This window comes from Pseudomonas sp. 22085, from assembly GCF_052045815.1.
In the GTDB taxonomy this organism is placed as follows: domain Bacteria; phylum Pseudomonadota; class Gammaproteobacteria; order Pseudomonadales; family Pseudomonadaceae; genus Aquipseudomonas; species Aquipseudomonas glycinae.
This window is the reverse complement of the sequence record NZ_JBQEQA010000027.1, coordinates 63,546-88,755: the sequence shown is the minus strand read 5'-3', so window position 1 is coordinate 88,755 and position 25,210 is coordinate 63,546. Positions and strand designations below refer to the sequence as shown.

Here is a 25,210-nt window from a genome sequence, read left to right as displayed (position 1 = left end):
CGCTGCACCTCGGCAAAGATCTCGGTGATCGGTCGATGCGGCTGGCGCTTTTGCAGTTGGCGCACCTGCTCGCTCAGGCGCAGCAACTCTTCACTCGGCTTGGCCCACTGCTCTTTCGGCAGCGGCTCCGACCATTGGCGCATGGCTTCGGGCAGCGCCTGTTTGCCGATCCTTCCGAGGCGGCGCACTTCCCATTCGACGAGTCGGTTGGGAATCGTCCACAAGGTCATGACGTGATAGAGGTACCAGAAGAAACCCGACAGCCGAGAACGAGAGCCGTCTCGGATCTGCTGGTGCATGCGCGCTCGGGCGTTGCGGAAGGTGTGCAGGCCTTCGTGGGGTGGGTCGTCGGGGCCTTGCAAGTCTTGAAGGTCTTGAATCGATTTGAGGTCGTGGATTTCGTATTCCATGTAGCCGCGAATGGCCTCCCAATGGCTGATCGCGAGGGGCAGGCCGGCGCATTGGAATTCGAGGCTGGTGAGGGTTTCGCCGTGGTAGAAACCGATGCCCATGCCGTATTGGCGGTGGATGCCGTATTGGGTCGCGCCCTGGGCTTCGATGATCCAGGCGGAGAGGGATTCCCAAGGGACAAAGACCGGTTCGGTGGCGCCTTCGGGCATGAAGCAGACTTCACGGCGTTGGCGGTTGAAGCGGGTTGGGATGATTGAGGCGCGTTTTTTGTGGTTGTGGTGCCAGACGCCGAGGCCGATGAGGAGCATTAAGCATCCCACAAGCAATGAAACCCCTTTGCCTTCATTGAAAAGTCCTTCTATGGCATGAGAAACATCATCCCAACCCATCCCGAACAAAAAGAACATGAAGCCGCCGATTAGCGGGAAAAGGAACGCCGCCGAGAACGCAACGCTGAATGGTCCCCCCAACGTCATTTGCCACATAAAAACCTGCGGAGATCCCAAGCCGAAGTCCATGAACACGTCATTCAGCTCGCCAATATGTGGTCCGTAAGCCGGCATTGGAGTTGGCAAGGGCAGCGGAGCGAGATAAGTGATTTTTCCGCTCGAAAACGGTTCAATGTCGCCTGCTTTTCGTGGCTGTTCGAGCTGCGGCGTACCTAATGGTTGATCGTGCTTATTCGGCATGGTCGGCCTGCTCCAGATGCTGGGTTTCGACGAGCAGCATGGGTGGGTGGCCTTTGACTAGCTGCGGATCAACCACTGCAAAGTGGTCTTCACCCCGAGGGTCTATATGGAGTACCCGAGTTCGCGACGCCCATTCACCTTTAGCATTCAGGGCCTGAATGCAAACCGCCAGTTCAAGCGTTTCTTTCGCTGAAGTGAACTTAGAGTCGGAATTCACTGGGTACTGAAGGCAGAGCACCAATCCCTTCGGGGTGGACTCAACGACTCGCAGGCTACTGACGACCTCATCGCTGATCACATCCTTGCGTTCTCGTAGCATTCCTCGGCTTTGTATCGGTATGGAAATACGGAGGGCGCCAATGCCTAGACGGTGCGTCGATTTACCGCCAAAGGGAGGTAAGAGATCACTCAATGTCAATCTCGGTAGCACCAGATGGATATCGCTGGGCTTGGCTTTGAACAGCAGGTTTTTCAGCCAGGAGTCGTGTGGGTTTGGCCCAAGTTGGGCGTAAGGCGCGTGGATCAGGAATGCCAGATAACTTTGATAGTCATCGAGTGAGTGGTCGCCAAGCATCTCGGCGTCACGACTCCATGGCGTGATTTTTAACCATTTGTCGTGAGCACTGATGTTGTAACGGTTGAACAGCCAAGTACCACTGAACTCCAGAACGGTGAACAGCGCTCCCGCCAGATTGAAGCGGAAAAATACTTTTGAAAGTCGTGTACCCGCAGCGGCCCAGGCTGTTGTTCGTGCGGCACTGTTTGGCGCGGAAATTACGGTATAGCCGGCGTACAAGGTCTGCCCAAGACCATATACATTGGCGGACATCATTCCGCCCGCACCCAATGTGGCCAGCGCGGCCGCACCTTGTGCCGGTTGATTACCACTGCGAATGGCCTGCTGCAGATTTAGATATTGATTTTTAAGACTCATAGCTGAAGACATTAGACCGAAGCCATAGGTGAACATGCCCAACCCAATATGCAACTTGCCCATTTGCACATGGACGTGCTGTAGGGCATGGGGTTGAAGCGCAGCAATAAGCGCAGTGCTACGAGCTTTCATTGCTGTATCAGCAAGACTTTGGGCTGCTGTGAATCCCGCCGCCCCAGTACTTGCCAATGCACCGTAAAGTGGAGCCCACGCCCGCTTGTTTTTGGCCTGCTTAGTCAGTTCTTTGATAACCCCCACCAAATTCACCACCTGCACCAAAACCACCACCAACCCCATCCCTTCCGTCTTCACCAGACTCCCCGCCGACACTCCGCCCAATCCCGCCCGGATATTCCCCAACAACCCGCGCAGTTCCTGCTGCTGCGCTGGCGGAAATACCACCGTCACCCCTGCCCTTGCAGGCGTCGCGCCGTACAACCGGGCCGAGCGGTCCGGCAGTTCTTCAATCGGGCTTAACGCTGCTGCCAATCGCCCTTCGATCTGCGTCAATTGCGCCCGCACCCGCACGATTTCTTCCTGCAACTCCATCGCCCTTGGGGTTTTGTGGCCCTGACGATTCTTGTTGTGGGTGATCTGGTTGCGTTCGCGGTTGAGGGTCGTGAGGTATTCGCGTTCGCGCAGAACTTCCTTGATCGCCGTTTGCAGCGCGGACTGTTCTGCGGGGCTTGCGACGGTGAAGGTCACGCCGCTGGTTTTTGCCGCGTCAAAGAGGCTCAGGCGCAGGGCTTTGGGCAGGCGCTGGAACAGTTCATCGAGGTCGGGGATTTTCTCGGCCGAGAGGTCGAAGCCTTCCAGCACGCGGTTCAGGCCCAGGTTCAGTGCCGGGCTGTAGGTGTCCTGCACCGCCGCCGCGACGACGCGGGTGTGTTCGGGCATTTCATCGAGGGCTGGCAGTTGCGGTTGTTCGATCCTTTTCAGCTTGGCCAGCCAGTCCGGCAAGTTGTTGAACGTGGCCATAAGGGCGTTGAACAGCGTTGAGTATTGCCCGCTCTGCTCCGATTGCAGGCGCAGCGGTAAGGTGTAGAAGACCGTTCGGGTCAGTTCCGGGTGTTCCTCCAGATAATCGAGCATTTTTTCGCTGGCTTCGTCGCTGCGGCACAGATCCTTGAGGCAGGCGTATTCGGCGCTGAGGGCCTGATGGAGTTGCGCCGCCACTTGCGCGTCGTAGTACCAGGCCGAACGATGGAAGTGTCCGCCGACCAGCAGTTGCGTGCGGTCGGCGGTGATGCGTTCGAGCAGGCGGTTCCAGCGACCGAGGTCGTCACGCAGGAGGTTCAGTCGCTCGTCCATCGCCGGGCGGTCGATCAGGTCGTTGATCCCGCGTTTACCGCTGAGCAGCGGGCCGTCGAGCACGTCTTTGATGCGCCGATCCTGATCCTTGCCGAGGCGGATCAGCGTCTCCAGATGCTGTTCGACAAAGTCCTGGGGAGCGACGGCTTCGAAGTACTGGCGCGTGTAAAAACGCCGATCCACCTCAGCCGTAGGGGCCAGACGATTCTGTCCCATGCCGTCATCAAAACCCTGAGCGCGCAGTTTTTGCAGTTCGGGCGGCGCCAGCGCATCGGCCTGGACATCTCCGCCCCTGTTCAAATAATCGAGCAACGCCTTGCGCGTATTCTCGCGATCCGGCTCGGGCAACTGTTCCAGATCGGCAAACAGGGCTTTGGCCTGTGGCTGTTCGCTGGCCTTGGCCAATCCGTCGACACCGGCCTCGCTCAGTTGGCTCAGCGACTCGATGTAGCTGGCGAGCAGATAATCGCGCGCGTTGTTGCCGGTATTGCTCCACTCATCGACCCAGCCGACCACGGTGTCCTGATACTCGGCCAGATCGCGCATCACACCCAGATCGTCGTTGACCAGCAGAAACAGCGTGTCGTCCTGATAGGGCCCGCGCACCCGGCCGAGGAATTCGCCGATGTGCGCTGGGCGGAACCGCTGCGGTTGCTCCCACAGATAAGGTTCGCGCTCGTGCTCGGGAGCGTCGCTGACCTGCACGGTCGGCATCCGCGTTGCGTCAACCTCCGCGACAGGTTCCGCGCCGGCGGCCACCTCCGCCAACCACTGTCTGGTCTGCTCGACGGTGAGTAAATGCTCGCCCCCGGTCAGACAATTCACCGCTGCAAGATCGACCGCCTGCATGAAGTGCTCGCGCTCTTCGCGGCTGTCCAGCACCTGATGGCACTTGCCCGCCGTCCACTGCACCTCGGCCAAGGTCACGTACAACGTACTTTGCCGGGGAAAGATCAGCGCCGGACGCGCTTCAATCGCTGCGCGCTGATCCTCGCTGACCTGTTTGCCCTGGTGCAGCAGGGCCGTGACGATACCGTCGAGCATTCGGTATTCGTACAACTCGCCGCTGAGGCTGTCGATGATGTACAGCCAGCCATCGCGCAGCCGGCGAATGCCCAGCGGGCGCGCGGTCAAGGTGTACGGCAATTTCAATTCGGTGCCCGGATCGAACGCTCTTTCCACCAGGCCGTAGCTCAACGGCAGCAGTTGCACATGGGTTTGTTGCAGCGGGCAAGCCGCAGGCGCAACGATGGGGGCTTTCGAGGCGGCGGCAGCGTCGAGGATGGCGGGATGGGTCATGGGCGTTCCCTTTGACTGGCCCAACGCTGCGCCACATCAACGGCCAGCGTGAGGCGCTCGCCCGGTGATTGCAGAGAAGGCGTGTGGAACAAGTGATGGATTTGCGGGTGTTGGGCGATATCGCGGCTGTCGAGCAACGCCAACAGGTTGGCGAAGTTGAACAACTCGGATCGGCTGCTCAGGCCAAGCGCGCTGGCCTGGGTTTCCATTTGCTGCAGCGTTGGCCAGCGCTGGGTCAGGGTTTCTCCGACATGAAATCGGGAAAAGTGCTTCAACAGATGCGCATCCAGATCCAGCAACGCTCGGCGCCGATCAACCTGATCCAGCGCCGCGTTCTGTTCAGGGCTCAGGCAATAAGGGACAGGAAGCTGCGGGCATTCAGCCTGCCGAGGCCGATGGATGTGCCAGGCATCGTTGACGCAGTCCGCCGTCACCACACAGGTCAAAGGCCCGAACAAACGCTGATCGCCACTGGCATACAGCGCATGCACCACCCCGGCATCGGCCAGCCGCAACAGCGCCGATTGCCCGGCCGGCAATTCGACACTCAGCAGTTTGCGCAGGTGTTCGCCAACGCTGTGCATCGGCGCACAGCTGAACAACAGCACGCCCCACTCTTGCGCCGCGTGTTGCAGGAAGAACCGCGCCAACGCCTCGTCAGCCCGCTCGATGGCCACGAGCAACGGCGACAGATCGCGCAGTGCCGCGAAGGGTGGCTGGTCATACAGAGCAAATGTGCTGACCGAAGGGCTAATCTGCTTCAACCGCGTTGGCAGGTCACTGATCGTCGCCCCATCCAGCAGCAAAAAGGCCTGGTGTCGGGTCCATGGCAAATCGTCGGGCAGACCGGTCGAAAGGCTCACGCGCGGGCAGCCTCGCAGATCAGACAACGCGAAGTGCGCGTAGACACCAGGGCGTGGCGTTGCTGAACCGGATCAAATGCCACTTTCAACAATGGCAACGCCCCCGGCACCAGCGGTTCCGCCGCCATTCCTGGCGCAGGCGCGCCGCCCTGCAGAATCGGCACGCTGCTGCAAATGCCTTCGGGGCCCAGCGTCAACCAATGCCCGCCGGCCTTGATCGTCACATGGGTGCCGCCGTCGATGACCACTTGCTGACCGGCCCCGAGGTGGATTTGCTGACCGGCGCTGAGCCGTTGGCTGGCGACACGAATGTGGCGGTCGCCCTGCACCCACAGATGATCGTCCTGCTTGATTTCGGTCAGGCGATTGCCGTGGGTCAGATGGTGTTCATCGCTGTGCAGCTCATGAATGGCATTGCCGCCAACGACCACGGTGCGTTGATTGTCGACCTGGACACGCTGGTCATTGAGCACCAGCTGGACAAAGTCACGTTGCGCGCGGATGGCGATTTCTTCCGCGCCCTTTCTGTCTTCGATGCGCAGTTCGTTGTAACCACCGCCACCGGGGCTGCTCTGGCTGCGCCAGATACTGCGCGTCTGCTCTGCTGGCAGATCCAGCGGCACTGGCGTCACGGCGTTGGGTAAACAACCCAGCACGAACGGCTTGTCCGGATCCCCCTCAGTGAACCCGACCAGCACTTCCATGCCGACGCGCGGAATCTGCACGCTGCCGTATTGGTCATGAGCCCAGCCTGTGGCTACGCGCAACCAGCAACTGGATTGTTCATTGAGCTGGCCTTCGCGGTCCCACAGCAGTTGGACTTTCACCCGGCCGTAGGCATCGCAGTAAATCTCTTCTCCGGGCGGCCCGGTCACCACGGCATGTTGGTTGCCGTTGATTCGGGGTTTACGGTGTTCGAGGGCGGGGCGAAAAATGACGTCCCAGGGCGTCGCAACGAAGTGGTTGCGATAGCCCTGAGTGAAGTCGTCTGCGGTAGCGAGGTCGGTCGCCGACTCTTCCAGCACTTGCGGCTGTCGGCCAAGATGATCGACGCGGGTCAGCAGCCATAAACCGTTGTAATCGGCGCGTGGATGTTCCCTGATGTCGACGAAGCTGCCACTGCGCATCAGGCTCTGATCGCTACGCCCCTGTGCTTGCCGGTAATCGGCGCGATGCCGCTCAAGGGCGCGCTGACTGAGATGTCTACCCCGATCGCGATGAGTGAACTGACCCGGAAAGCGGTAATCCTCAAGCACTGGAAGCCGCGTTTCTTTGGCTTCGGCGTCCAGTTGCACGGTGGGCTTTTCGAAGTGGTAATCACGGCGGCTGACGTGCGTGGTGCGGGTTTCCACGCGGACGTTGAAGCGGTCTATGGCCGCAGTCTCGGCAACCATGCCGCTGCCTTGTGCATAAGCCGTCGGTGCAGCCGGCGTGGGGAAAGCGCTCTGATCATCACCGAATACCAGCAGGTGCCCGTCGCGACTGTGCTGAAAATGAAAGTGCAGTCCCTCCTCCTCACACAAACGCTGGATGAAGAACAAGTCCGTCTCTTCAAACTGCACGCAATACAGGCGAGGCTGGTAATCGGCGCTGAGCTGGAAACGCCAGGCATCCGGCTGCATGCCATGGTCGCTCAACACGCGGGCGATGATTTGCGGCACGCTCTGATGCTGGAAAATTCGTTGGTTATGACGATGGGCGAGGTAGGCCAGATGGGGCACCAGAACAATCTGGTAGCGGGTCAAGCGTGTGCCCGAATCACCTTGAGCGACTCGATGGATCTGGCCGTGAATGCCTGAGCCATCCGGGCAGAATGACAAAAAGGCTGGCCGGTGCAGCAGGGCTTCGAGATCAAGGTCGCGGCGTTCACTGACCAGCTCGAGTACGACCTCGTAGATTTGGTTGAGCGCTTCCCTGGCCTGGAATTCGAACACCTGAAGGTCGTGGGAAAAACCCTCTATCTCGAGTCTGAATACAACTGGTTTGCTGGCGCCAAACATCCACTTTTCCCTGTGCCTTTTTCAGGCTCGGGACTTTGCGTGGGTCTACGGTTCGACGCAGTCAGGACAATCGTTTAATCATGTAGGACATGTCCGTGATGCCAGAAACAAGCTTGCCGCTTTAGCAAACGCCTACAGCAAGATCCGAGCTTCGGTGAAGGCAACTGCCGCAGCCTGTGATCGGGCAAAAAAAACCGCCCTTACGGGCGGCTGAAGTGCTTCGCTCCTGAATCAGAACCCGAGGCTGAAGCTGATGGTCATCGCATGGTCGTTGCTCTCGTTCGATAGCTGCCCCGAGTAACCGATACCGAGTTTACCGGTCGGGCTGATCTGGAAGTCCACGCCCGCTTCGACCACTGCGCTGTCCTTGGCAATCGGTACGCCTTGGGTGTTGAACGAGGCGCCACCGTCGATGAAGGTCAGGTCGGCGTCGGGTTTGGTGTCACCGAAGGCATGCCGCCAGCCGAGGGCTGCGCGCGGGGTGAATTGCCCGCCGTTGGCCAGGGTGATGACCTTGCCGGCGCGCACGCCCAGGGTCGAGAAGGTGATGTCCTGATCGGACTCGGCGCGCAGGCGCCCCACCCCACCTTTCTCCTTGGCCTTGTCGCTGTCGTAGTTGACGTAGGCCAGACCGGCGAACGGTTCCAGGGCAATCCCCGCCGCTTCGATGGCATAGCCGACTTCACCGAACACCTGGGCGCTGCGGGCGTCGTAATTGGCCTTCAACCGGTCGTTGTAGGCACCGACGCTGACATCGCGCTTGGTCTCGATGTCATGCCAGCTGTACGCCGCACCGAGGCGCACTGCCAACGCATCGAATTGCGAGTTGAGGTACGCCGCCAGGTGGTAGCTCTCAACCGTGGCATTCGAGCGACGATCATGGGCATCCAGATCGCTGCGGGTGTAGCCGGCGGCCATGCCGACGCGCCACTGGTCATCGAGCTGCTTGTCGGTGCCGAGCATGAAACCGCTCAGGTTGCGATCCAGTTTCGCGCTGTTGCTGTTGCCATCCGACTCGCCCCAGGCGCCGAGTGCGCGGGCCCAGCCGACCATTTCGCCGTGACAGCCGTTGCTGCTCAGCTGGTTTTCGCTAGGAGCCAGGGCGCGACGTGGATCGTCCGGCGCGCTGCACGACGGCTGGCGCATACGGTCGTTGACCGCGTCACGCACATAGCGCGAATCCTCAAGGATTGCGCTGGCAGTGCTGGCATGGATCTCCCCCGACAGGCTGTCGAAGGCGTTACGTGCCCCGGCCACGCTGAGGTTGATGATTTCGTTCTGCAACGCAGCGCCCGCCGCGCCGTTGCGCATCAACGCCGAAGCGGTATTGCGCTGGTTGCGGGTGGCGGCTACGTCGACGAACGAATTGCCGTTGCGGCTGACCACCAGGTTCACCGCGTTAGCGTCGTACACCAGCGCAGTATTGAGGAACGCGTATTGCGGCAGGTCGGCGGCGCTGAAGGTGCCGGTCACTCCGCCACCGGCGGTGATCAGCGAGTACACGGTATTGCCGGTGAACGGCGCCAGGCTGTTGACCTGCAGACCGCCGCCCAGGGTGGCGGTACCACCGACCGCCAGTGGTGTGGCGGTCGGCGAGCTGACCGTCAGGGCCAGCACACCGTCAGCGGCGTTGCTCAGGTTGCCGGCGACACTCAAGGTGCCATCCGCGCCACCGGAAGCCACCACGCCATGGTTGACTACCGAACCGACGCTGCCATTGCCGCTCAGTCCCGCGCCGTTGGCCACGGTGACCTGCCCGGCAAGCGAGGCCCGCGCCGCGCGGCTGCCGACTTGCAGCACGCCCTGATCCACCGCCACGGTGCCGCTGAAGGGTTGATCACCGGTCAGCAGCAGGCGCGCGGCACCGCGTTTGGCCAAGGCGCCGACACCGCTGAGGCGACCGTTGAACTGGCCGTTGGTGTTCTGCTGGAACACCAGCGATGCGTTGTTGAGGATGTTGCCTTGCAGGCTGGTGGTATTGCCGATCAGCGTACCGCCGCTGACCGTCGTCCCGCCGCTGTAAGTGTTGGCGCCGCTGAGGATCAGAGTGCCGGAATCCAGCTTCTCGATACCGCCAGTGCCCACCAGCGGTGCGGAGATTTCCGCGCTGCCACCGGCATTCACCCGTACCGGCGCGAGGCTGCCGCCCGGGCCGTTGACCGGGGTCAGCGTACCGCCAGCGCCTGGAACCAGGCTGTAACCGCTGGACAGGAACTGCAACCCGGTGAAGTTCTGATTGCCTTGCACCGTGACTGTGCCGCTCTGACCGCCGAACACGGCGAACTGACCGTTTGACGCCAGCGCCTGGGTTCCGCTCGGATCGGTCCAATTGGTGCCCGGGCCCCACACGCCGCTGCCGCCACCGATGCTGCCATCCGGATTGGTGGTGCCGCCGTTCCAGAACTGCACTTCACCCGGAGTGTTCTGCACCAGCAGATTGACCTGATTGGCCAGCGCGGTCTGCAGGGTCAGGTTGGCCGCCGAAACCGGCAGGCTGCCGTAGACCAGACCGTTATCGGTCAGGCTGCCGCCGTAGCTGAACAGTTGATAGACCCCGGTGCCGAAGCCGCCGGCGTTGCTGATGTTCAGCGTGCCGTCGAGGGTCAGGTTGCCGGCGACGTTGACCACCGTTGTGGAGCTGGCGGCCGAGCCGAGAGTGAAGTCCAGGTTGGTGCCCGAAGACAACGCCAGCGAACCGACCGACAACGGCGTTGCAGTGCCGCCACCGGTCAGCGTCGCACCGTTGGCCAGTTGCACGGCGCCGGCGAACACGCCGCTGCCGCCGACCTTCGCCCCGCTGGCCACGTTGACGTTGGCACTGTTGAGCACACCGTTGACGTTCAGCGCACCGGCCTGCACCGCAGTGTTGCCGGTGAAGGTGTTGTTGCCGGTCAGCAGCAAGGCGCCGGTGCCGGTTTTGTTCAGGTTGCCGGCGCCGGTCAGATTGCCGGTGTAGCTGCCGTCGCTGTTCTGCTCGAAGGTCAACGTCGCGTTGTTGACGATGGCGCCTTGCAGGCTGCTGGTGTCGCCACGGGTGCTGCCGCCGTTCAGCGTGGTGCCGCCGCTGTAGGTGTTGGCGCCACTGAGGACGAGGTCGCCACTGCCGTTTTTCACCAGACTGCCGCTGCCGGTGATTGCACCGATCAGGGTGGTGTTCTGGTTGCCGGCCAGGGTCAATTCCGCACCCAGGTTGATGGCGTTGGCCAGTTGCAGCGCGCTGGTGCTGTCGAGGGTGCCGTTGCCCAGCACGCTGAGGGCGCCGCTGCTGATCGCGCTGTTGTTGCCCAGGATCAGCGAGCCGCCGGACAGTTGAGTGCCGCCGCTGTAGGTGTTGCCGCCGTTGAGGGTCAGGCTCGATGCGCCGGTCTTGATCAGACTGCCGCTGCCGCTGACCACACCGCCGAGGGTCAATGCGTTGGCGCCGGTGACGGTGAGTCCGCCGTTGAGCACCACGGCGTTGGCCAGGCTGACCGCGGTGTTGCTGTCCAGCGCCGTGCCGTTGGCGGCGGTCAACACGCCGGTGCCGAGGGCGGCGTTGTTGCCGACCACGATCTTGCCGCCATTGAGCGCGGTGCCGCCGGTGTAGCCGTTGGCGGCGTTGAGCACCAGGGTGCCGGTGTCGTATTTGCCCAGTGCGCCGGCGCCGTTGAGCGCCACGCCCACGGTGGCGGTGACGTTCGGATCGACCCGAACGGTGGCATTGCCCAGCGACCCGTTGACCAGATTCAACGAACCGGCCGTGCCGTTCTGCAGGTTGTAGCCATCGGTGACGAATTGCATGCCGGTGATGGTTTGCGCGCCGTTGACCGTGACGGTGCCCGCCGTGCCCTGGAACACCGCGAAGTTGTTGGTCCAGGCCTGATTGGTGGTGCCGTTGACGTCGGTCCAGTTGGTGGTGCCGGTACCCCAGGTGCCGCTGCCGCCATCCACCGAGCCGTTGGCGACCAGTTGGTTGCCGTCCCAGAACTGCACGGTAACGCCTGGTGCGGTGACCAAAAGGTTGATCTGGTTGGCCAGCGCGGTTTGCAGGGTCAGGTCGCCCGGGGTGACGCTGCCCGGCACGGTGCCGATCAGCATGCCGTTGTCGGTCAAGCCGCCGGTGTAGTTGATCAAGCGGTACACGCCGCTGCCGAAACCGCCGATGTCGCTGACATTGAGGGTACCGTCGAGGGTCAGGTTGCCGCCGACGTTGACCAGTGCGTTGCCGCCACCGGACACCGGTGTGCCGAGGCCGACATCGAAGTTGGAGTTGGCGTTGAACACCAGCGAATTCACCGACAGCGTGCTGCCGGTAGCGCCGGCCAGGTGACCGCCATCCGCCACAGTCACCGCCCCGCCGAGCGAACCGCCGCCGGTCAGAGTGCCGCCGCTGTTGACCAGCACACTGGCGCTGTCCAGCGAGCCGCTGACGTTCAAGGTGCCGGCGTTGACCGTGGTGTTGCCGGTCAGGCTGTTGAGGCCGGTCAGGGTCAGCGTGCCGGTGCCGAGTTTGCTCAACTCGCCGGTGCCGGTGAGCACACCGCCGAAAATGCTGCTGGCGTTGTTGCCGCCGATACTCAGCGTATTGCCGCCGCCGATCAGTGCGGTACCGCTGCCGGCCAGGCTGGCGAGGCTGCCGGAACCGCCGAGGTTGAGGGTCGCCGCAGCGCCGAGATTGACTCCGGCGTTGGTGCCCAGTGCCGAGTTGCCCAGGGTGGTCAGGCTGCCGGATTGCACATCAAAGGTGCCGCTGAAGGTGTTGGTGCCGGACAGCGTCAGGTCGGCCAGACCGTTTTTGGTCAGGGTGCCGGCCCCGGCGATCACGCCACCGAGGGTCAGGTTATTGTTACCGGCCACGCTCAGGTTGGCATTGACGTTGACGTTGTTGGCCAGCACCAGTGGCGCCGTGGTGTCGAGGGTCGAAGCGCCCGCCACGGTCACTGCGCCGGAGCCCAGGCCCGCCGCGGTGCCAAGGGTCACGGCGCCGGCGTTCAGCGTGGTGCCGCCGCTGTAGGTGTTGATGCCGTTGAGGGTCAGGTTGGAGGCGCCGTTCTTGATCAGACCGCCGGTGCCGCTGACCACGCCGCTGAGGGCTACGTCGCTGTTGCCGGTATTGGTCAGATTGGCATTGAGCACCACGTTGTTGCCCAGCGACACAGAGGTGTTGCTGTCCAGCGCCGAAGCACCGGCCACCGTCAGGTTGCCCAGACCGAGGGCGCCGTTGCTGCCGGCGGTCAGGGTGCCGGCGTTGAGGGTGATGCCGCCGAGGAAGTTGTTGGCTCCGCTCAGGATCAGGTTGGCCGCGCCGTTCTTGGTCAGGCTGCCGGCGCCGTTGATCGCGCCGCTGAGTGTCAGATCGTTGCTGCCGACGATGCCGAGGTTGCCCGCCAGGTTGATCGCGTTACCCGCCGTGACAGCACCGCTGGCATCCAGGGTAGTGCCGTTCGCCGCGTTCAGAGTGGCCGACCCCAGCGCGCTGTTCGACGCCAGAACCAGTCCGCCCGCGTTCAATGCCACCGGGCCGAGGAAGGCGTTGTTGCCGCCAAGGGTCAGGTTGGCCGCGCCATTCTTGATCAGCCCACCGGTACCGTTGATCACACCGTTGAGGGTCAGCGCGTTGCTGCCAAGGATCGTCAGGTTGCCGTTGAGCGTGGTTGCGTTGGCCAGGGTCACGGCGGTGTTGCTGTCCAGTTGCGTGCCGGCGTTGGCGATCAACGCACCGCTGCCCAGCGCGGTGTTGTTGCCGACCACGATTTTGCCGCCATCGAGTTGCGTGCCGCCGGTGTAGCTGTTGGCGCCGTTGAGTACCAAGGTGCCCGCGTCGAGTTTGTTGAGGATGCCGCTGCCGTCGATGTTCACCCCAACCGTGGCGGTTACGCCCGGATCAACGCGCATCGCCGTGGTGCCGCCGGCACCGTTGACGGCGGTCAGCAGTCCCGAGGTGCCGTTGACCACGTTGTAGCCATCGGTGAGGAACTGCATGCCAGTAAACAGCTGCGTGCCGTTGACCGATACCGTGCCGGCCGTGCCCTGGAATACCGCGAAGTCGCCGGCCCAGGTCTGATTGACCAGACCATTGGCGTCGGTCCAGTTGGTGCCGGCGCCGTTCCAGGTACCGCTGCCGCCATCGACAGTGCCGTTGGCGATAGTCTGGCTGCCATCCCAGTAACGAATGTCCGAATTCGGCGCCGAGACCTGAATGTTGATCTGATTGGCGACCCCGGTCTGCACCACCAGATCGCCCAGCCCATAACCGACCGGCACGCTGGCAACGTCCAGGCCCAGATTGGTCAGGGCACCGGTGTAGTTGAACAGACGATACACACCGACGCCGAAACCACCGGCATCGGTGACGTTGAGATTACCGTCGAGGGTGAGGTTGCCGCCGACGTTCATCAGCGACGTGGTCGATGGCGTCCCCAGCGCCGCATCGACATTGCTGCCGGCTGCGAGCGTCAATGATCCGGCCGAGAGTGTATTACCCGACGACAGGGCCAGGTGACCGCCGCTGTTGATGGTCATCGCGCCGAGTGCCGAACCGTTGCCGGTGAGGGTGGCGCCGGTATTGACGTTGACCTGGGCACTGGCCAGCGAACCGCTGAGGTTCAGGGTACCGCCGTTGACGGCGGTGTTGCCGACGATGCCGTTGATCCCGGTCAGGTTCAGGGTGCCGGTGCCGACCTTGGTCAGGCCGCCGTTGCCGCTCAGGTCGCCGTCGAAGGTGCTGGTGCTGCTGACTCCGCCCACGGTCAATGTGTTGCCGCCGCCGATCTGTACGCTGCCGCTGCCGCTCAGGCCGTTGAGGCTGGCGTTGCTGCCCAGATTGAGGCTGGCGCCGGCGCTGACGTTGGCGCCGGAGGTGTTGCCCAGCGCCCCGCTGCTCACGGTGGTGACGCTGCCGGCGGCAATGTTCAGCGCACCGGTGAAGGTGTTGTTGCCGCTGAGGGTCAGGTCGTCCAGGCCGGTCTTGGTCAGGCTGCCGGCGCCGTCGATCACGCCGCTGAGAGTCAGGCCGTTGTTACCGGCCAGGGTCAGCCCGGCATCAAGGGTGATGTTGTTGCCGAGGGTGAAGGCGCTGCTGTTGTCCAGTGTCGCGGCGCCACCGACGGTGAGCGTGCCGCTGCCCAATGCGCCGGGCGCGCCGACGGTCAGGTTGCCGGCGTTGAGCGTGGTGCCGCCGCTGAAGGTGTTGGTGCCGTTGACGGTCAGGTTGGCCGCCCCGTCTTTCACCAGTTGGCCGGTGCCGCTGAGCACGCCGCCGAGGGTCAGGTTCTGCGTGCCGCCGACGCTCAGCGCCGCATTCAGCACGACCGCGTTGGCCAGACTGACCAGCGGCGAACTGCTGTCGATTGTTGCCGCACCGCCGACGGTCAAGGCGCCGGTGCCGAGCGCCGAGCTGTTGCCGACGGTCAGGGTACCGGCGTTCAGGGTGGTGCCGCCGACGTAGGTGTTGGTGCCATTGAGGTTCAGATTGGCCGCACCGTCTTTCACCAGGCTGCCGGCACCGGCGACGGTGCCGGTGAGGGTCAGGTCCGCGCTGCCGCCGACATTGAGCGCGCCTGCGAGGTTGACCTGATTGCCCAGAGTGACGGCGGTATTGGTATCCAGCGTGGTGCCGGCCGCTGCGTTGAGTGCACCGCTGCCCAGCGCGGTGTTGCTGCCGACGATCAGTTTGCCGACGTTCAGCGCGGTGTTGCCGAAGTAGGTGTTGGCGCCGTTGAGGATCAGGTCGGCCGGGCCGCTCTTGGTCAGGCCACCGACCCCGGAGACCACGCCCGCGAGGGTCAGCGCGTTGCTGCCACCGATGGTCACGTTGCCGCCGAGGTTGACGTTGTTGGCCAGGCTCGCCGCTGTGCTGGCATCCAGCGTGGTGCCATTGGCGGCGTTGAGTACGCCAGTGCCGAGGGCGGTGTTGGAGCCGACGACCAGAGTCCCGGCGTTCAGCGAAGTAGCGCCGGTGTAGGTGTTGTTGCCGGTCAGGGTCAGGGTTGAAGCACCGGTCTTGATCAGGTTGCTGGTGCCACTGATCACGCCGCCGAGGGTCAGCGGGTTGGCGCCGCCGGTGGTGAGGTTGGCGTTCAGCGCGATGGCGTTGTTCAGCGCCACGTTGGCGCTGCTGTTGAGCGTGCCGCCCGCCCCGCCCACGGTCAGCGTGCCGGTGCCAAGTGCCGCGCCGTTGCCGACGGTCAGGCTGCCGGCGTTGAGTGCAGTGCCGCCGGTGAAGGTGTTGGCGCCGTTGAGGGTCAGGTTGGCCGTGCCGTTCTTGATCAATTGACTGGCGCCGCTGATCACCCCGCCAAGGGTCAGTGCATTGCTGCCGCCGATCCCCAGATTGTTGTTGAGAATCACGTTGTTGTTCAGCGTCACCGCGGTATTGCTGTCGAGGGTCGCCGCGCCGCCGACGGTGATATTGCCGCTGCCCAGCGCAGCGTTGGCACCCGCGGTGATGGTGCCCGCGTTCAACGCAACAGCACCGAGGAACGTATTGGTGCCGTTGAGAATCAGGTTCGCCGCGCCGTTCTTGGTCAGCCCGCCGCTGCCGCTGACCACGCCGCCGAGGGTCAGGTTGGCGCTGCCGCCAATGTTCAGGTTGCCGCCGAGGGCGACGGCGTTGCTCAGCGCCACAGTGGTGCTGGCATCGAGGGTGGTGCCCGCCGCCGTGGTCAGCGCGCCGGTGCCCAGCGCGGTGTTGGAGCCGACGATCAGCGTCCCGGCATTCAGTGCCGTGCCGCCGGAGAAGGTGTTGTTGCCGCTGAGGGTCAGGTTCGCGGTGCCGTTCTTGATCAGGTTGCCGGCGCCGCTGATGACCCCGCTCAAGCCCAGTGCCTGAGTACCGCCGATGGTCAGATCCGCCGCCAGCGCCACCGCGTTGGCCAGGGTCACGGCGGTGGTCGCATCCAGAGTGGTGCCGGCCGCCGCGTTCAAGGCGCCCGTGCCGAGGGCGGTGTTGCTGCCGACGAGCAAACTGCCGCCGTTGAGCGCGGTGCTGCCGCTGTTGGTGTTGTTGCCGGTCAGGGTCAGGCTGGCGCTGCCGCTCTTGGTGATCGCCCCGGTGCCGGACAGGACGCCGGCCAGGGTCAGGGCATTGCTGCCGAGCACGTTCAACGTACCGGTGATACCGACGTTGTTGGCCAGGGTCACGTTGCCGGTGCTGTCGAGGCTGGTGCCGTTGCTGGTGTTGAGCACCCCGGTGCCCAAGGCGTTGTTGTTGCCGACGCGCAAGGTGCCGGCGCTGAGGCTGGTGTTCCCGGTGTAGGTGTTGATGCCGTTTAGGGTCAGGCTGCCGCTGCCGGTTTTGGTCAGATTGCTGGCGCCGCTGATCACCCCGCCCAGGGTCAGCGCTCCAGTGCCGGTTGCGGTCAGGGTGCTGTTGAGCGTGATCGCGTTGGCCAGCGAAATCGGCGTCGTTGCCGAGATGCTCGAAGCGCCGCCGACCGTAATGCCGCCAGTGCTGAATGCCGCGTTGTTACCCACAAGCACTGTGCCGCCGTTGAGCACGGTGTTGCCGGTGTAGGTGTTGATGCCATTGAGGTTGAGCTGGCCGCTGCCGATCTTGGTCAGGCCGCCAGTACCGGAAATCACGCCGTTCAGGGTGGTGCCGTTAATGCCCTGCAAGGTCAGGCCGCTCGCGCCCAGATTGATCTGGTTGGCCAGCGACAGTCCCGCGTTACTGGCCTGGAGGATCCCGCCGTTGGACGTCAGTACACCGCTGCCGAACGCGGCGTTGTCGTTGAACTGCGCGACACCGCCATTGAGGGTGGTCGCACCGCTGACCAACGGCCCCTGCAAGGTCCAGGTGCCGCTGTTGAGGGTCAGGTTGTTGAAGTTGACGTAGGTCGCGCTGGACGCAGTGCCGGTCCCGGTGACGCCACCACCGACGCCGATCGGGTTTTGCAGGATCAGCGTGTTGGTGCCCCCCGCGCCGCCATCGATGGTGCCGGTCGGGGCGAAGGTCAGGTTGATGCCGACCAGGCCACCGAGGCCGACGGACACTTGCACACCGTCACCGACGTTAACGCTGGAACCGGTGATCGCGTAGAAGGTGTTGGTGCTGCCCGCGCCCATCGACACGCCGCCGGTGATGTTACCGGCGTTGGTGAAGGTGTTGCCTGCTGCCGACGTCTCGAACGCAATCCGGCCGTTGATCGTGCCGCTGGCACTGTTGGTCATGTTGACTTGCGAACCGCCATACACCCCGACCACCGGGGTGTCGGCCAGGGTGATCCCGCCGACCGACAGCCCGGTGGAGGTAATGGTGCCGTTGTTGGTGATGGTCGTGGTACCCGCCGCCGCGTTGTTCACGCCGATAGCCAGCCCGTCAATGCTGGTCAGGTTGAGGCCGAGCAACATCCCCGTGCCGCGCATGATTCCGCTGGCGTTGTTGACCACGCTGACCGTGCTGGTGGCCCCGGTGCCGATGAATGCACCGCCACTGAGAATCGACACCAGGCCCAGCAAGGCCGGGTCGACGGTGCCGGAGTTGTTCAGGTTGATATTGGCCCCGGTCAGGTTGATGACCTTGCCGCCCAGCGTCGCATTCATCTGCGCGCCCGAGTTGACGTTGACCGTCAGGCCGCTGGTGGCACTGCTGTAGTCATTGAGAAACAGCGGCAGGCTCGGAACACCCGAACAGGTAATCGTGGAACCTGCTGCCGAGCAGGTGGCGAACGCCTGCTCGCTGACACCACCGAACAGCAGTCCGGCGACGCTCAGATGCACAGCAAGGGACAGTGGGGAAAAACGCGAAACGAGGGCGACACCAAACCTTGCTTCCACGGGCTACTCCTTTCGTGGTCGATTTCGTCCTTGAAGCGTGCAACTGCGGCAAGATTCAGCACGCGTATCAAGCGTATGACGGTCATCAGATAACCGTCCCATTCCAGACACACGCTAGTTGATGCCCTGCGATGGGGCACCGGTTAAATAGTGTTAATACTTTTGTGCGATAAGGCCCTGCGCCGATACTTCCGGCCGTTCTGAGCAAGGGCTTGAGGACGATTTGAGGCGCTTTTAAGGGGAGTTGATCGAATCGCCAGGTAAACCCGTGAATCAATCGATTTTTCAGTGACTTGGAAAACTGGTACGGCTTGTGCAAACGTTTGCGAGTCGCTAATGACCGCATTTTCGTTACAAAACCGTACAGGGCCCATCATTCGGGCCTTGATCTGCAAAAAGGACTTTGAATGTACGTTTCTTACTGCCACCGCCGTCGCGGTGCACGCACCTTTGCTGTTTCCCTGCTACTGGCCGGCGTTACCGGAGTTCTCAGTCACACCGCACTGGCGCAACCTGCCCTGCCCGAGGAATCCGCCCAGGGAGAAGCCCTCAGCCCTGAAGCCAGCCCGCCGCAAAAAGGCGCGTACCTGTCGGACTGGTACAACCAGGACCTGATGCTGATCGGCAGCAAGGACATCAGCTTCGGCCCGCAACCGGCCGACGACATTTACCTGGAATACGAGTACTTCGGGCGCAAGGGGCCGTTCGAGCTGTATGGCTACATCGACATTCCGAAGATCTTCAACATCGGCAACAGCCACGACAAAGGCGTGTGGGACCATGGCTCGCCGGTGTTCATGGAGCACGAGCCGCGCATCTCCATCGACTACCTCGCCGGGCGCAGCCTGGCCATCGGGCCGTTCAAGGAATGGTACGTGGCGTTCGACTGGATCTACGACCACGGCAGCCGCAAAGAGAACCGCGCCAACACGCTGTACAGCGGCTTCGGCACCGATATCGACACCCATTCACGGGTCAATCTGTCGGCCAACCTGTACGGGCGCTACCAGTGGGAAAACTACGGGGCCAGCAACGAGTATTCGTGGGACGGCTACCGCGCGCAGCTCAAGTACATCGTGCCGATCGACAAATTCAGCAACGGCGCTTCGCTGACCTACATCGGCTTCACCAACTTCGATTTCGGCTCGGACCTGCACAAGGACAACCCGGCGCGCACCGCCAATGCCACGGTGGCGACCAACGTGTTGCTGTACTCGTTCACGCACCTGCGTTTCACCCTGGTCGGCCGTTATTTCCACAACGGCGGCAACTGGGAGGATGGCAGCGAGCTGAATTTTGGCGACGGCAACTTCCGGGCGCGCTCAAATGGCTGGGGTTATTACGCCGGCATCGGTTATCAGTTCTGATGCGATTGCAAACCCGCCGAAAAACAATGTGGGAGCTAGCCTGCTAGCGATGGCGTCAGCACAGTCAATATTTTCGTCGACTGCACTAGCGCTTTCGCTAGCAGGCTAGCTCCCACAGGGTTAGTCACTTTTTCTGAGAACTCAGGGGATGAGGATGACCTTGTCGCCACTGCCCTGATTCACATCGGCATACCGCGCCAGCCCTTCGGCCAGCGGCGCTTCGACCAGCCCTTGCGGCAGTGGCAGCAGGTCTTCGTCGAAGAACCGGCCAAACTGATCCAGCATCGCCGCGCAGGCTTCAACGCCATACAGCAACGAGTTGATGCCGACCACCGAACCGCCCTTGCGATAGAGCGCCAGCGCGGGCAGTTGCACATGCCCGTCCACCGGCGCAGCGATGATCGCAATGCGCCCGAACGGTGCCAGCGCCGGCACCGACGCTGGCAGCCAGAACCCGGTGGTGTCGAAGATCACATCGGCACCGCCGCGATACACCGCATCGACCTGCGCCCCCAGCGCCTCGGGCTTGTCCAGCTGAATCGTCTGATAACCCTGCGCCTGCAGATCCTTGACCTGCTCCGGCCGCCGCGCCGCCGCCAGCAACTGCGCGCCGCGCACCTTGGCCAGCGCCAGCGCCGCCGTCGCCACCGCCCCGCCGCCGATCACCAGCAGACGGGTTTGCGCACTGACCAGACTGCGCTCGAGCGCATCCCACGCCGTGGTGTAAGGCACCCCGAGGCTGGCGGCCTGAGTGAAACTCAAATGCGAAGGTTTGTGCGCCACGCCCTTGGCCGGCAGTTTGACGAACTGCGCGTGGGAGCCATCGGCGAAAAAACCCAGCTCACGCCCGGTGCCCCAGACTTCCTGACCGATCAACGCCTGCGGCCCTTCGACCACCACACCGGCAAAGTCCCGACCGGGAATACGCGGCAGCGTGGTGTACGGAAAACGCCCGAGCACATTCTTCACATCGCTGGGATTGAGACCCGCAGCCTTGATCTGCACCAGCACCTCGTCAGCGCCCGGCACCGGCGTCGGCACCTCGACGAAGCGCAGGGACGACAGGTCGCCGGTTTTATCGAATTGCAGTGCTTTCATGGAAATCTCCACCGAAGGAAAAAGACAGGATTCAGGACAGCCAACCACTGACCAGTTGCCGGCCCATCGGCCATAACTGCTCGCCCGCGAGCATGCCCAGCAGGCCCACCAGCGCGATGGTCGGCGGCGCCGGAGAACGGACATCCAGCGCGCCATACAGCAGGCCGACACCCAGACCGACGCCCAGTGAAATCAGGTAATTCATGGGATCACTCCGCCACACAAAGGGAATGGGCAAAGTCTAGGGAAAGGCTGCGACCGGCATCGGCCAAGGACTTCTGAATTTCGGCCAAATCAGTCGGCGAGCGGCCCACCATCGAATTGCGAAGGCGCGACACCCAGCTCGCGGCGGAACATGTCGCTGAAACTGCTCGGCGAATAACCCAGCTCACGGGCAATCGCGCTGACCGGCACGCCCTGAATCAACTCCGCCACCGCCGTCGCCAACTGCACCTGACGCCGCCACTCGGCAAAGCCCATGCCCAGCCCTTCCTTGAACAACCGCGCCAGGGTGCGCACGCTGGCCCCGGCGTTTTCCGCGTGCTGCTCGAAAGGAATGTCCAGCGACGGCGCCGCCATCACCGCCTGACACAGGCTCATCAACCGCCGGTCGGCATCGTCCGGCAGCGGGATCTTCAGCTGTGAACGCCTTGCACGTTTCAGCTCCAGCAGCGCCAGCCCGACCAATGCCTCGTAATACTCGGCATCACCGCTGTCGCCCTGCGCCACCAGACCGACAATCAACTCGCGCAGCAGCCCGCCGACCTCGATCACCTGCACCGTCTGATCCAGCGTCGCCGCCAGCGCCGGGCGCAGGTAGATATTGCGCATCTGCAAATCCGACACCACGCGAATCCCGTGCGGAACCCCCGGCGGCAACCACACCGCCCGCTGCGGCGGCACCACCAGCGCCTCGTGCGGCGTCTCGACCCACATCACCCCGCTCATCGCATACAGCAACTGCCCCCACACATGCTCGTGCGGCTCGATAAACAACCCACGCGGATAGGTGCGCGCCAGCGGCTGCACCGGCACATCGGTATCACTCAGATCAGGGGGCGCAGCGAGGGCCATGGCGAACATTCATCGGGGTGGGCGAAAGCGCCATGGTAACCAGTCCGACCGGAACCTCGCCATTGATAGATACCGTCGGACAATCCGAGTGAATTTTCCCGCAGCCCAGCGATCCTTCTATTACCACAGGGAGGAAGATGGGCTTTATGAACAACGCAAAACTGTACGTCATCGATTACACCCTTCACGGCGCGCCAAAGTCGTTCATTATCCGCTCGGACAAAATGGACAACACCGAGGCGTGGCACTGGGCAAGCTGCGACGCAGGGGTCGGCCGCATCCCGCGTTTCGGCCGGGAGAAAGTGCAGAAGACCAGCAAGCCGATGGCAGAAAAATTCGGCGTGGAAAACGTCACATGGCGACCGGCAAGCTAAGCTTGCGCGCAGGCGGGGACTCTTTCGGGGGATTACACATGACAACCATCAACAGCCTGGCGCACCTGGACTACGGCCTGGACACCCTCTTCGGCCGCATCACCAAAAGCGTCGACTGCCCGGTTGGCCTGGAACCCGTCAAAAACGACCCCTACCGCTTCGCCCTGCGCGTCCCGCCCCCCTTGCCGGAAGACCTTGAAAAGGCCAAGACCATCGTCGTCAACGTCGAAGGACGCCGCCTGCATGGCAACGTCCGCCACACCGAACGCCTGGACGACGACAGCCTGAAACTGGAAGTGGAGCCTGACTAGGCTCCACCTTTTCAATACCCGAGATTACTTGGGATGCGCACACTGACACCCCTTGCCCGAACACTCCTCACCACTCTTGTGATGATGCGCACAGGCCTCACAGCAATAATGCTTACCGTGCGCCACATAAGAATGCTCACCCTCCTTGATCGTGCAACGACATCCCGGACAATCGCATTTTCTATCTGCCATGGAACAGACTCCTCTGGTGGTGGTTGTCTGAGGCCGAAAGAACAAGCCGTGCTACCAGTGTAGAAGGTGCTGACCACGATGAGCGTTAGCTCGAGAAACGCTTTTGCCGTGCCGGCCCCTTCGGCAGGCTGAGTGAAGGGATTCATCCGGGGGTAGGCGCGCAGCGCCGTTCGACGAAGTCGAACACATCGAGAGGAGGTGCAGCGAAGCAAACCGGAGGCGATGCCCCCGGATGAATCCCGTAACGAAGGAACCCCGAGCCCCGGCGAGCGGGCCGTACGCCGGGGCCCAGACCTTTGGTTACTTTGGGGCGTTTGCCAAAGTGACTCGCTGTAAGAGCGAAACCGCCAGCGGCCGCACCCGAAGAAACGGATATGTACTCAATAATCCGAGAACCTGGTCGGCCCAAAGGCCGCCAAGTTCAAACAGCCTGCCGCACGCTACTGCGATACATGAAAACCAGCGCCAGCCCCAAACAAACCATCGCCAAAACCCGACTCGAAGACAACTCAATAGCGGGATTCCCCAACCACCCAAAATTATCAATCAACATCCCCATCCCCAACTGCCCGACAATCACCGCCACCGTCGCCACAGCCGCACCAACGCGCGGCACTGCGCCAACCATGACCATCATGTAAACCACACCGAACAGCGCCCCACTCAACTGCCACTTCGGCACCTCCAGCAAACTCACCGCCTGAGCAGGCTCAAAAAACAAAATCAACAACCCCGTAGAAACGGCGCCGACGACAAACGTCAACAAACTGCTGCGCAACACCCCAACGGTTTCCCCAAGACGCCCATTGATCGCCGCCTGAACACTCAACACCGCACCGGCCAACACCACCACCGCCAACAAAATAACCAGACTCATCACTCACCCCCGCGCAATCAAAACCAAAGCCGCCACAATCAACCCCAACGCCAGCCACCGCTCAGCATTGACCTTCTTGCGCGTAGCACCAAACCAGCCGAAATGGTCAATCAGCACACTCTTGCCAACCTGCCCCGACAGAATCGCAATCATCGTCATCGCAATCCCGATATGCGGCGTGGCCAGCGTCAACACCACCACATACATCGGCCCCAGAAACCCGCCGATCAACTGCCAGCGCGGCAGATCCGTCAGCGCCGGCCCCTTCTGTGGCCCCGCAAACAGCAACAGCAAAAACAGAATCGCCGAGCCCACCCCGAAGATGCTCAAGGTCGCCCACAAGTGCCCGACCTGCTCACCCAACGGCCCCAGCAACCCGGCCTCCACCGACAACCCCATGCCGGCCAGAATCACCAGCGGCAACAGCAACAAACGCAAACCCGGCCGGGTGACCGGGGCCGGCGCGGCACTCACTTCATCAAACGACTGCATCCAAAAAACCTCTGAAGGAAACGATGGCGCGGATTATCGGCTGGCGCAGCTGTGCGATAAATGGGAGCATCCGGACAACACTTTTGCGCAACTCGCACAGCAGGACAAACGATGCACGGGCTCAACGAACTGGGATTCAAGGCGCTAAGGCTGTTTGTGGCGGTGCTCGACCACGGCAGTTTTTCCGAAGTCGCCCGCCGCGAGGGCGTGGCGCCCTCCTCGATCTCCCGGCAGATCCAGTTGATGGAGCAAGCGCTGAACCAGCAACTGCTCTACCGCCACACCCGCGCGGTGACGCCGACCGAAGCCGGGCGCATGCTCGGCCACCACGCGCGGCTGGTGCTGGTGCAACTGGAGGAAGCCGAACAGGCGTTGCAGGAACAGCAAAGCGAACCGACCGGTCTGGTGCGGATCAACGCCCCGGTGGTGTTCGGCCAGCGCCACCTGACGCCATGGCTGGGCCGTTTGTGCGAGCGTTATCCGAAGCTGCAACTGGATATCCAGCAGACCGACCACTACATCGATCCGCTGCAGGAAGGCGCCGATCTGCTGTTTCGCATCGGCCCGCTGCACGACTCAAGCATGCAGGCGCGGATCCTCGCGCCGCACCGCTTTCAGGTCGCGGCCAGCCCGGCGTATATCAAGCGTTTCGGCGCGCCCCGGCATCCCGAAGACCTCGCCCGCCACCAGTGCCTGGCCTACAAGGGCGCGGCCGGCTTGCAGCGCTGGTTCTTCCGTCAGGATCAGGGCGAGTGGACGCCGTATGCAGTCAAGGGCCCGATCACCGGTAACCACGCGGACACGTTGACTCAAGCCGCTGTGCAAGGGCTGGGGCTGGTGATGTTTCCGTCATGGCTGATCGGTGAGGCGGTGCGTGAGGGCACGCTGGTGCCGGTGCTGAAGGATTATCAGGTGTCGAACAGTGTCGAGCCGCAGCAGATTGCGGTGCTGTGGCCGGGGAGCCGGCGGTTGTCGGTGAAGGTGCGGACGGTGATTGATTTCTTTGTTGAGTGTTTTGGGGAGGTGCCGTATTGGGACAGCCCCTAAATACTCAAGCACCACACCCCCTGTGGGAGCTGGCTTGCCAGCGATGAGGCCGGCAAATCCGGCATTGATATTGACTGACTTGCCGCCATCGCCGGCAAGCCAGCTCCCACAGGGTT

The 25,210-nt window shown here is 62.7% G+C and carries 15 protein-coding genes; 4 read left to right on the top strand and 11 right to left on the bottom strand.

Going from position 1 to position 25,210, the window contains the following annotated elements; all coding sequences use genetic code 11:
- From ACTJK7_RS26240 to ACTJK7_RS26220, 5 genes are all read right to left on the bottom strand, one after another.
- The coding region (locus tag ACTJK7_RS26240) for a hypothetical protein (protein ID WP_440780893.1) at nucleotides 1-1,100 on the bottom strand (1,100 nt) is incomplete at its 3' end.
- The gene (locus tag ACTJK7_RS26235; RefSeq protein WP_440819234.1) at nucleotides 1,090-4,542 is read right to left on the bottom strand and encodes a toxin VasX; all 3,453 of its coding nucleotides are present in this window, start codon (nucleotides 4,540-4,542) and stop codon (nucleotides 1,090-1,092) included. The genes ACTJK7_RS26240 and ACTJK7_RS26235, both read right to left, overlap by 11 nt.
- Before the next feature lie 98 nt (nucleotides 4,543-4,640).
- Nucleotides 4,641-5,507, bottom strand: coding sequence for a DUF4123 domain-containing protein (locus ACTJK7_RS26230; protein ID WP_440780891.1), 867 nt, complete (start codon nucleotides 5,505-5,507; stop codon nucleotides 4,641-4,643).
- Nucleotides 5,504-7,507: a type VI secretion system Vgr family protein gene (locus tag ACTJK7_RS26225; RefSeq protein ID WP_440780890.1), complete on the bottom strand. Its 2,004-nt coding sequence runs from the start codon at nucleotides 7,505-7,507 to the stop codon at nucleotides 5,504-5,506. The genes ACTJK7_RS26230 and ACTJK7_RS26225 overlap by 4 nt, the downstream gene beginning before the upstream one ends.
- A 231-nt stretch (nucleotides 7,508-7,738) precedes the next feature.
- The gene (locus ACTJK7_RS26220) at nucleotides 7,739-18,262 is read right to left on the bottom strand and encodes an autotransporter-associated beta strand repeat-containing protein (protein ID WP_440780888.1); all 10,524 of its coding nucleotides are present in this window, start codon (nucleotides 18,260-18,262) and stop codon (nucleotides 7,739-7,741) included.
- Between the two features lie 407 nt (nucleotides 18,263-18,669).
- On the opposite strand from ACTJK7_RS26220, the gene ACTJK7_RS26215 reads away from it, so the two are divergent.
- Nucleotides 18,670-19,629, top strand: a complete 960-nt coding sequence (locus ACTJK7_RS26215) for a nucleoside-specific channel-forming protein Tsx (protein ID WP_108562810.1) — start codon at nucleotides 18,670-18,672, stop codon at nucleotides 19,627-19,629.
- A 141-nt stretch (nucleotides 19,630-19,770) separates the two neighbouring features.
- Here the strand turns inward: ACTJK7_RS26215 and ACTJK7_RS26210 are convergent, their stop codons facing one another.
- From ACTJK7_RS26210 to ACTJK7_RS26200, 3 genes are all read right to left on the bottom strand, one after another.
- On the bottom strand, nucleotides 19,771-20,727 hold the full coding sequence (locus ACTJK7_RS26210) for a quinone oxidoreductase family protein (protein WP_108562811.1): 957 nt from the start codon (nucleotides 20,725-20,727) through the stop codon (nucleotides 19,771-19,773).
- 31 nt (nucleotides 20,728-20,758) lie between these two features.
- Complete coding sequence (locus ACTJK7_RS26205) at nucleotides 20,759-20,932, bottom strand: DUF1427 family protein (protein ID WP_007958996.1); 174 nt, start codon at nucleotides 20,930-20,932, stop codon at nucleotides 20,759-20,761.
- An 89-nt stretch (nucleotides 20,933-21,021) separates the two neighbouring features.
- Nucleotides 21,022-21,810: an AraC family transcriptional regulator gene (locus tag ACTJK7_RS26200; protein WP_085648194.1), complete on the bottom strand. Its 789-nt coding sequence runs from the start codon at nucleotides 21,808-21,810 to the stop codon at nucleotides 21,022-21,024.
- Nucleotides 21,811-21,947: 137 nt separating this feature from the next.
- On the opposite strand from ACTJK7_RS26200, the gene ACTJK7_RS26195 reads away from it, so the two are divergent.
- Entirely contained in the window at nucleotides 21,948-22,175 is a 228-nt protein-coding gene (locus ACTJK7_RS26195; protein WP_011335095.1) for a DUF6555 family protein, read from the top strand.
- Nucleotides 22,176-22,213: 38 nt separating this feature from the next.
- Nucleotides 22,214-22,486, top strand: coding sequence for a hypothetical protein (locus ACTJK7_RS26190; RefSeq protein WP_440780887.1), 273 nt, complete (start codon nucleotides 22,214-22,216; stop codon nucleotides 22,484-22,486).
- 24 nt (nucleotides 22,487-22,510) lie between these two features.
- On the opposite strand, the gene ACTJK7_RS26185 is transcribed toward ACTJK7_RS26190, so the two are convergent.
- The 3 genes from ACTJK7_RS26185 to ACTJK7_RS26175 form a co-directional block, all read right to left on the bottom strand.
- On the bottom strand, nucleotides 22,511-22,678 hold the full coding sequence (locus tag ACTJK7_RS26185) for a metallothionein (RefSeq protein ID WP_074689145.1): 168 nt from the start codon (nucleotides 22,676-22,678) through the stop codon (nucleotides 22,511-22,513).
- Between the two features lie 421 nt (nucleotides 22,679-23,099).
- Nucleotides 23,100-23,555, bottom strand: a complete 456-nt coding sequence (locus ACTJK7_RS26180) for a DMT family transporter (protein ID WP_039770319.1) — start codon at nucleotides 23,553-23,555, stop codon at nucleotides 23,100-23,102.
- Between the two features lie 3 nt (nucleotides 23,556-23,558).
- A complete protein-coding gene (locus ACTJK7_RS26175; protein ID WP_440780886.1) occupies nucleotides 23,559-24,047 on the bottom strand; it encodes a DMT family transporter in 489 nt (162 codons plus the stop codon).
- Nucleotides 24,048-24,158: 111 nt separating this feature from the next.
- Between ACTJK7_RS26175 and ACTJK7_RS26170 the strand changes: the two genes are divergently transcribed.
- On the top strand, nucleotides 24,159-25,094 hold the full coding sequence (locus tag ACTJK7_RS26170) for a LysR family transcriptional regulator (protein ID WP_323151930.1): 936 nt from the start codon (nucleotides 24,159-24,161) through the stop codon (nucleotides 25,092-25,094).
- Nucleotides 25,095-25,210 lie beyond the last annotated feature (116 nt).

What these genes read in the sequence shown, in the direction of transcription:
- ACTJK7_RS26225 (WP_440780890.1), bottom strand. Translation starts at nt 7,507, where the DNA reads ATGTTTGGCGCCAGCAAACCAGTTGTATTCAGACTCGAGATAGAGGGT.
- ACTJK7_RS26215 (WP_108562810.1), top strand. Translation starts at nt 18,670, where the DNA reads ATGTACGTTTCTTACTGCCACCGCCGTCGCGGTGCACGCACCTTTGCT.
- ACTJK7_RS26210 (WP_108562811.1), bottom strand. Translation starts at nt 20,727, where the DNA reads ATGAAAGCACTGCAATTCGATAAAACCGGCGACCTGTCGTCCCTGCGC.
- ACTJK7_RS26205 (WP_007958996.1), bottom strand. Translation starts at nt 20,932, where the DNA reads ATGAATTACCTGATTTCACTGGGCGTCGGTCTGGGTGTCGGCCTGCTG.
- ACTJK7_RS26200 (WP_085648194.1), bottom strand. Translation starts at nt 21,810, where the DNA reads ATGTTCGCCATGGCCCTCGCTGCGCCCCCTGATCTGAGTGATACCGAT.
- ACTJK7_RS26195 (WP_011335095.1), top strand. Translation starts at nt 21,948, where the DNA reads ATGAACAACGCAAAACTGTACGTCATCGATTACACCCTTCACGGCGCG.
- ACTJK7_RS26190 (WP_440780887.1), top strand. Translation starts at nt 22,214, where the DNA reads ATGACAACCATCAACAGCCTGGCGCACCTGGACTACGGCCTGGACACC.
- ACTJK7_RS26185 (WP_074689145.1), bottom strand. Translation starts at nt 22,678, where the DNA reads ATGGCAGATAGAAAATGCGATTGTCCGGGATGTCGTTGCACGATCAAG.
- ACTJK7_RS26180 (WP_039770319.1), bottom strand. Translation starts at nt 23,555, where the DNA reads ATGAGTCTGGTTATTTTGTTGGCGGTGGTGGTGTTGGCCGGTGCGGTG.
- ACTJK7_RS26175 (WP_440780886.1), bottom strand. Translation starts at nt 24,047, where the DNA reads ATGCAGTCGTTTGATGAAGTGAGTGCCGCGCCGGCCCCGGTCACCCGG.
- ACTJK7_RS26170 (WP_323151930.1), top strand. Translation starts at nt 24,159, where the DNA reads ATGCACGGGCTCAACGAACTGGGATTCAAGGCGCTAAGGCTGTTTGTG.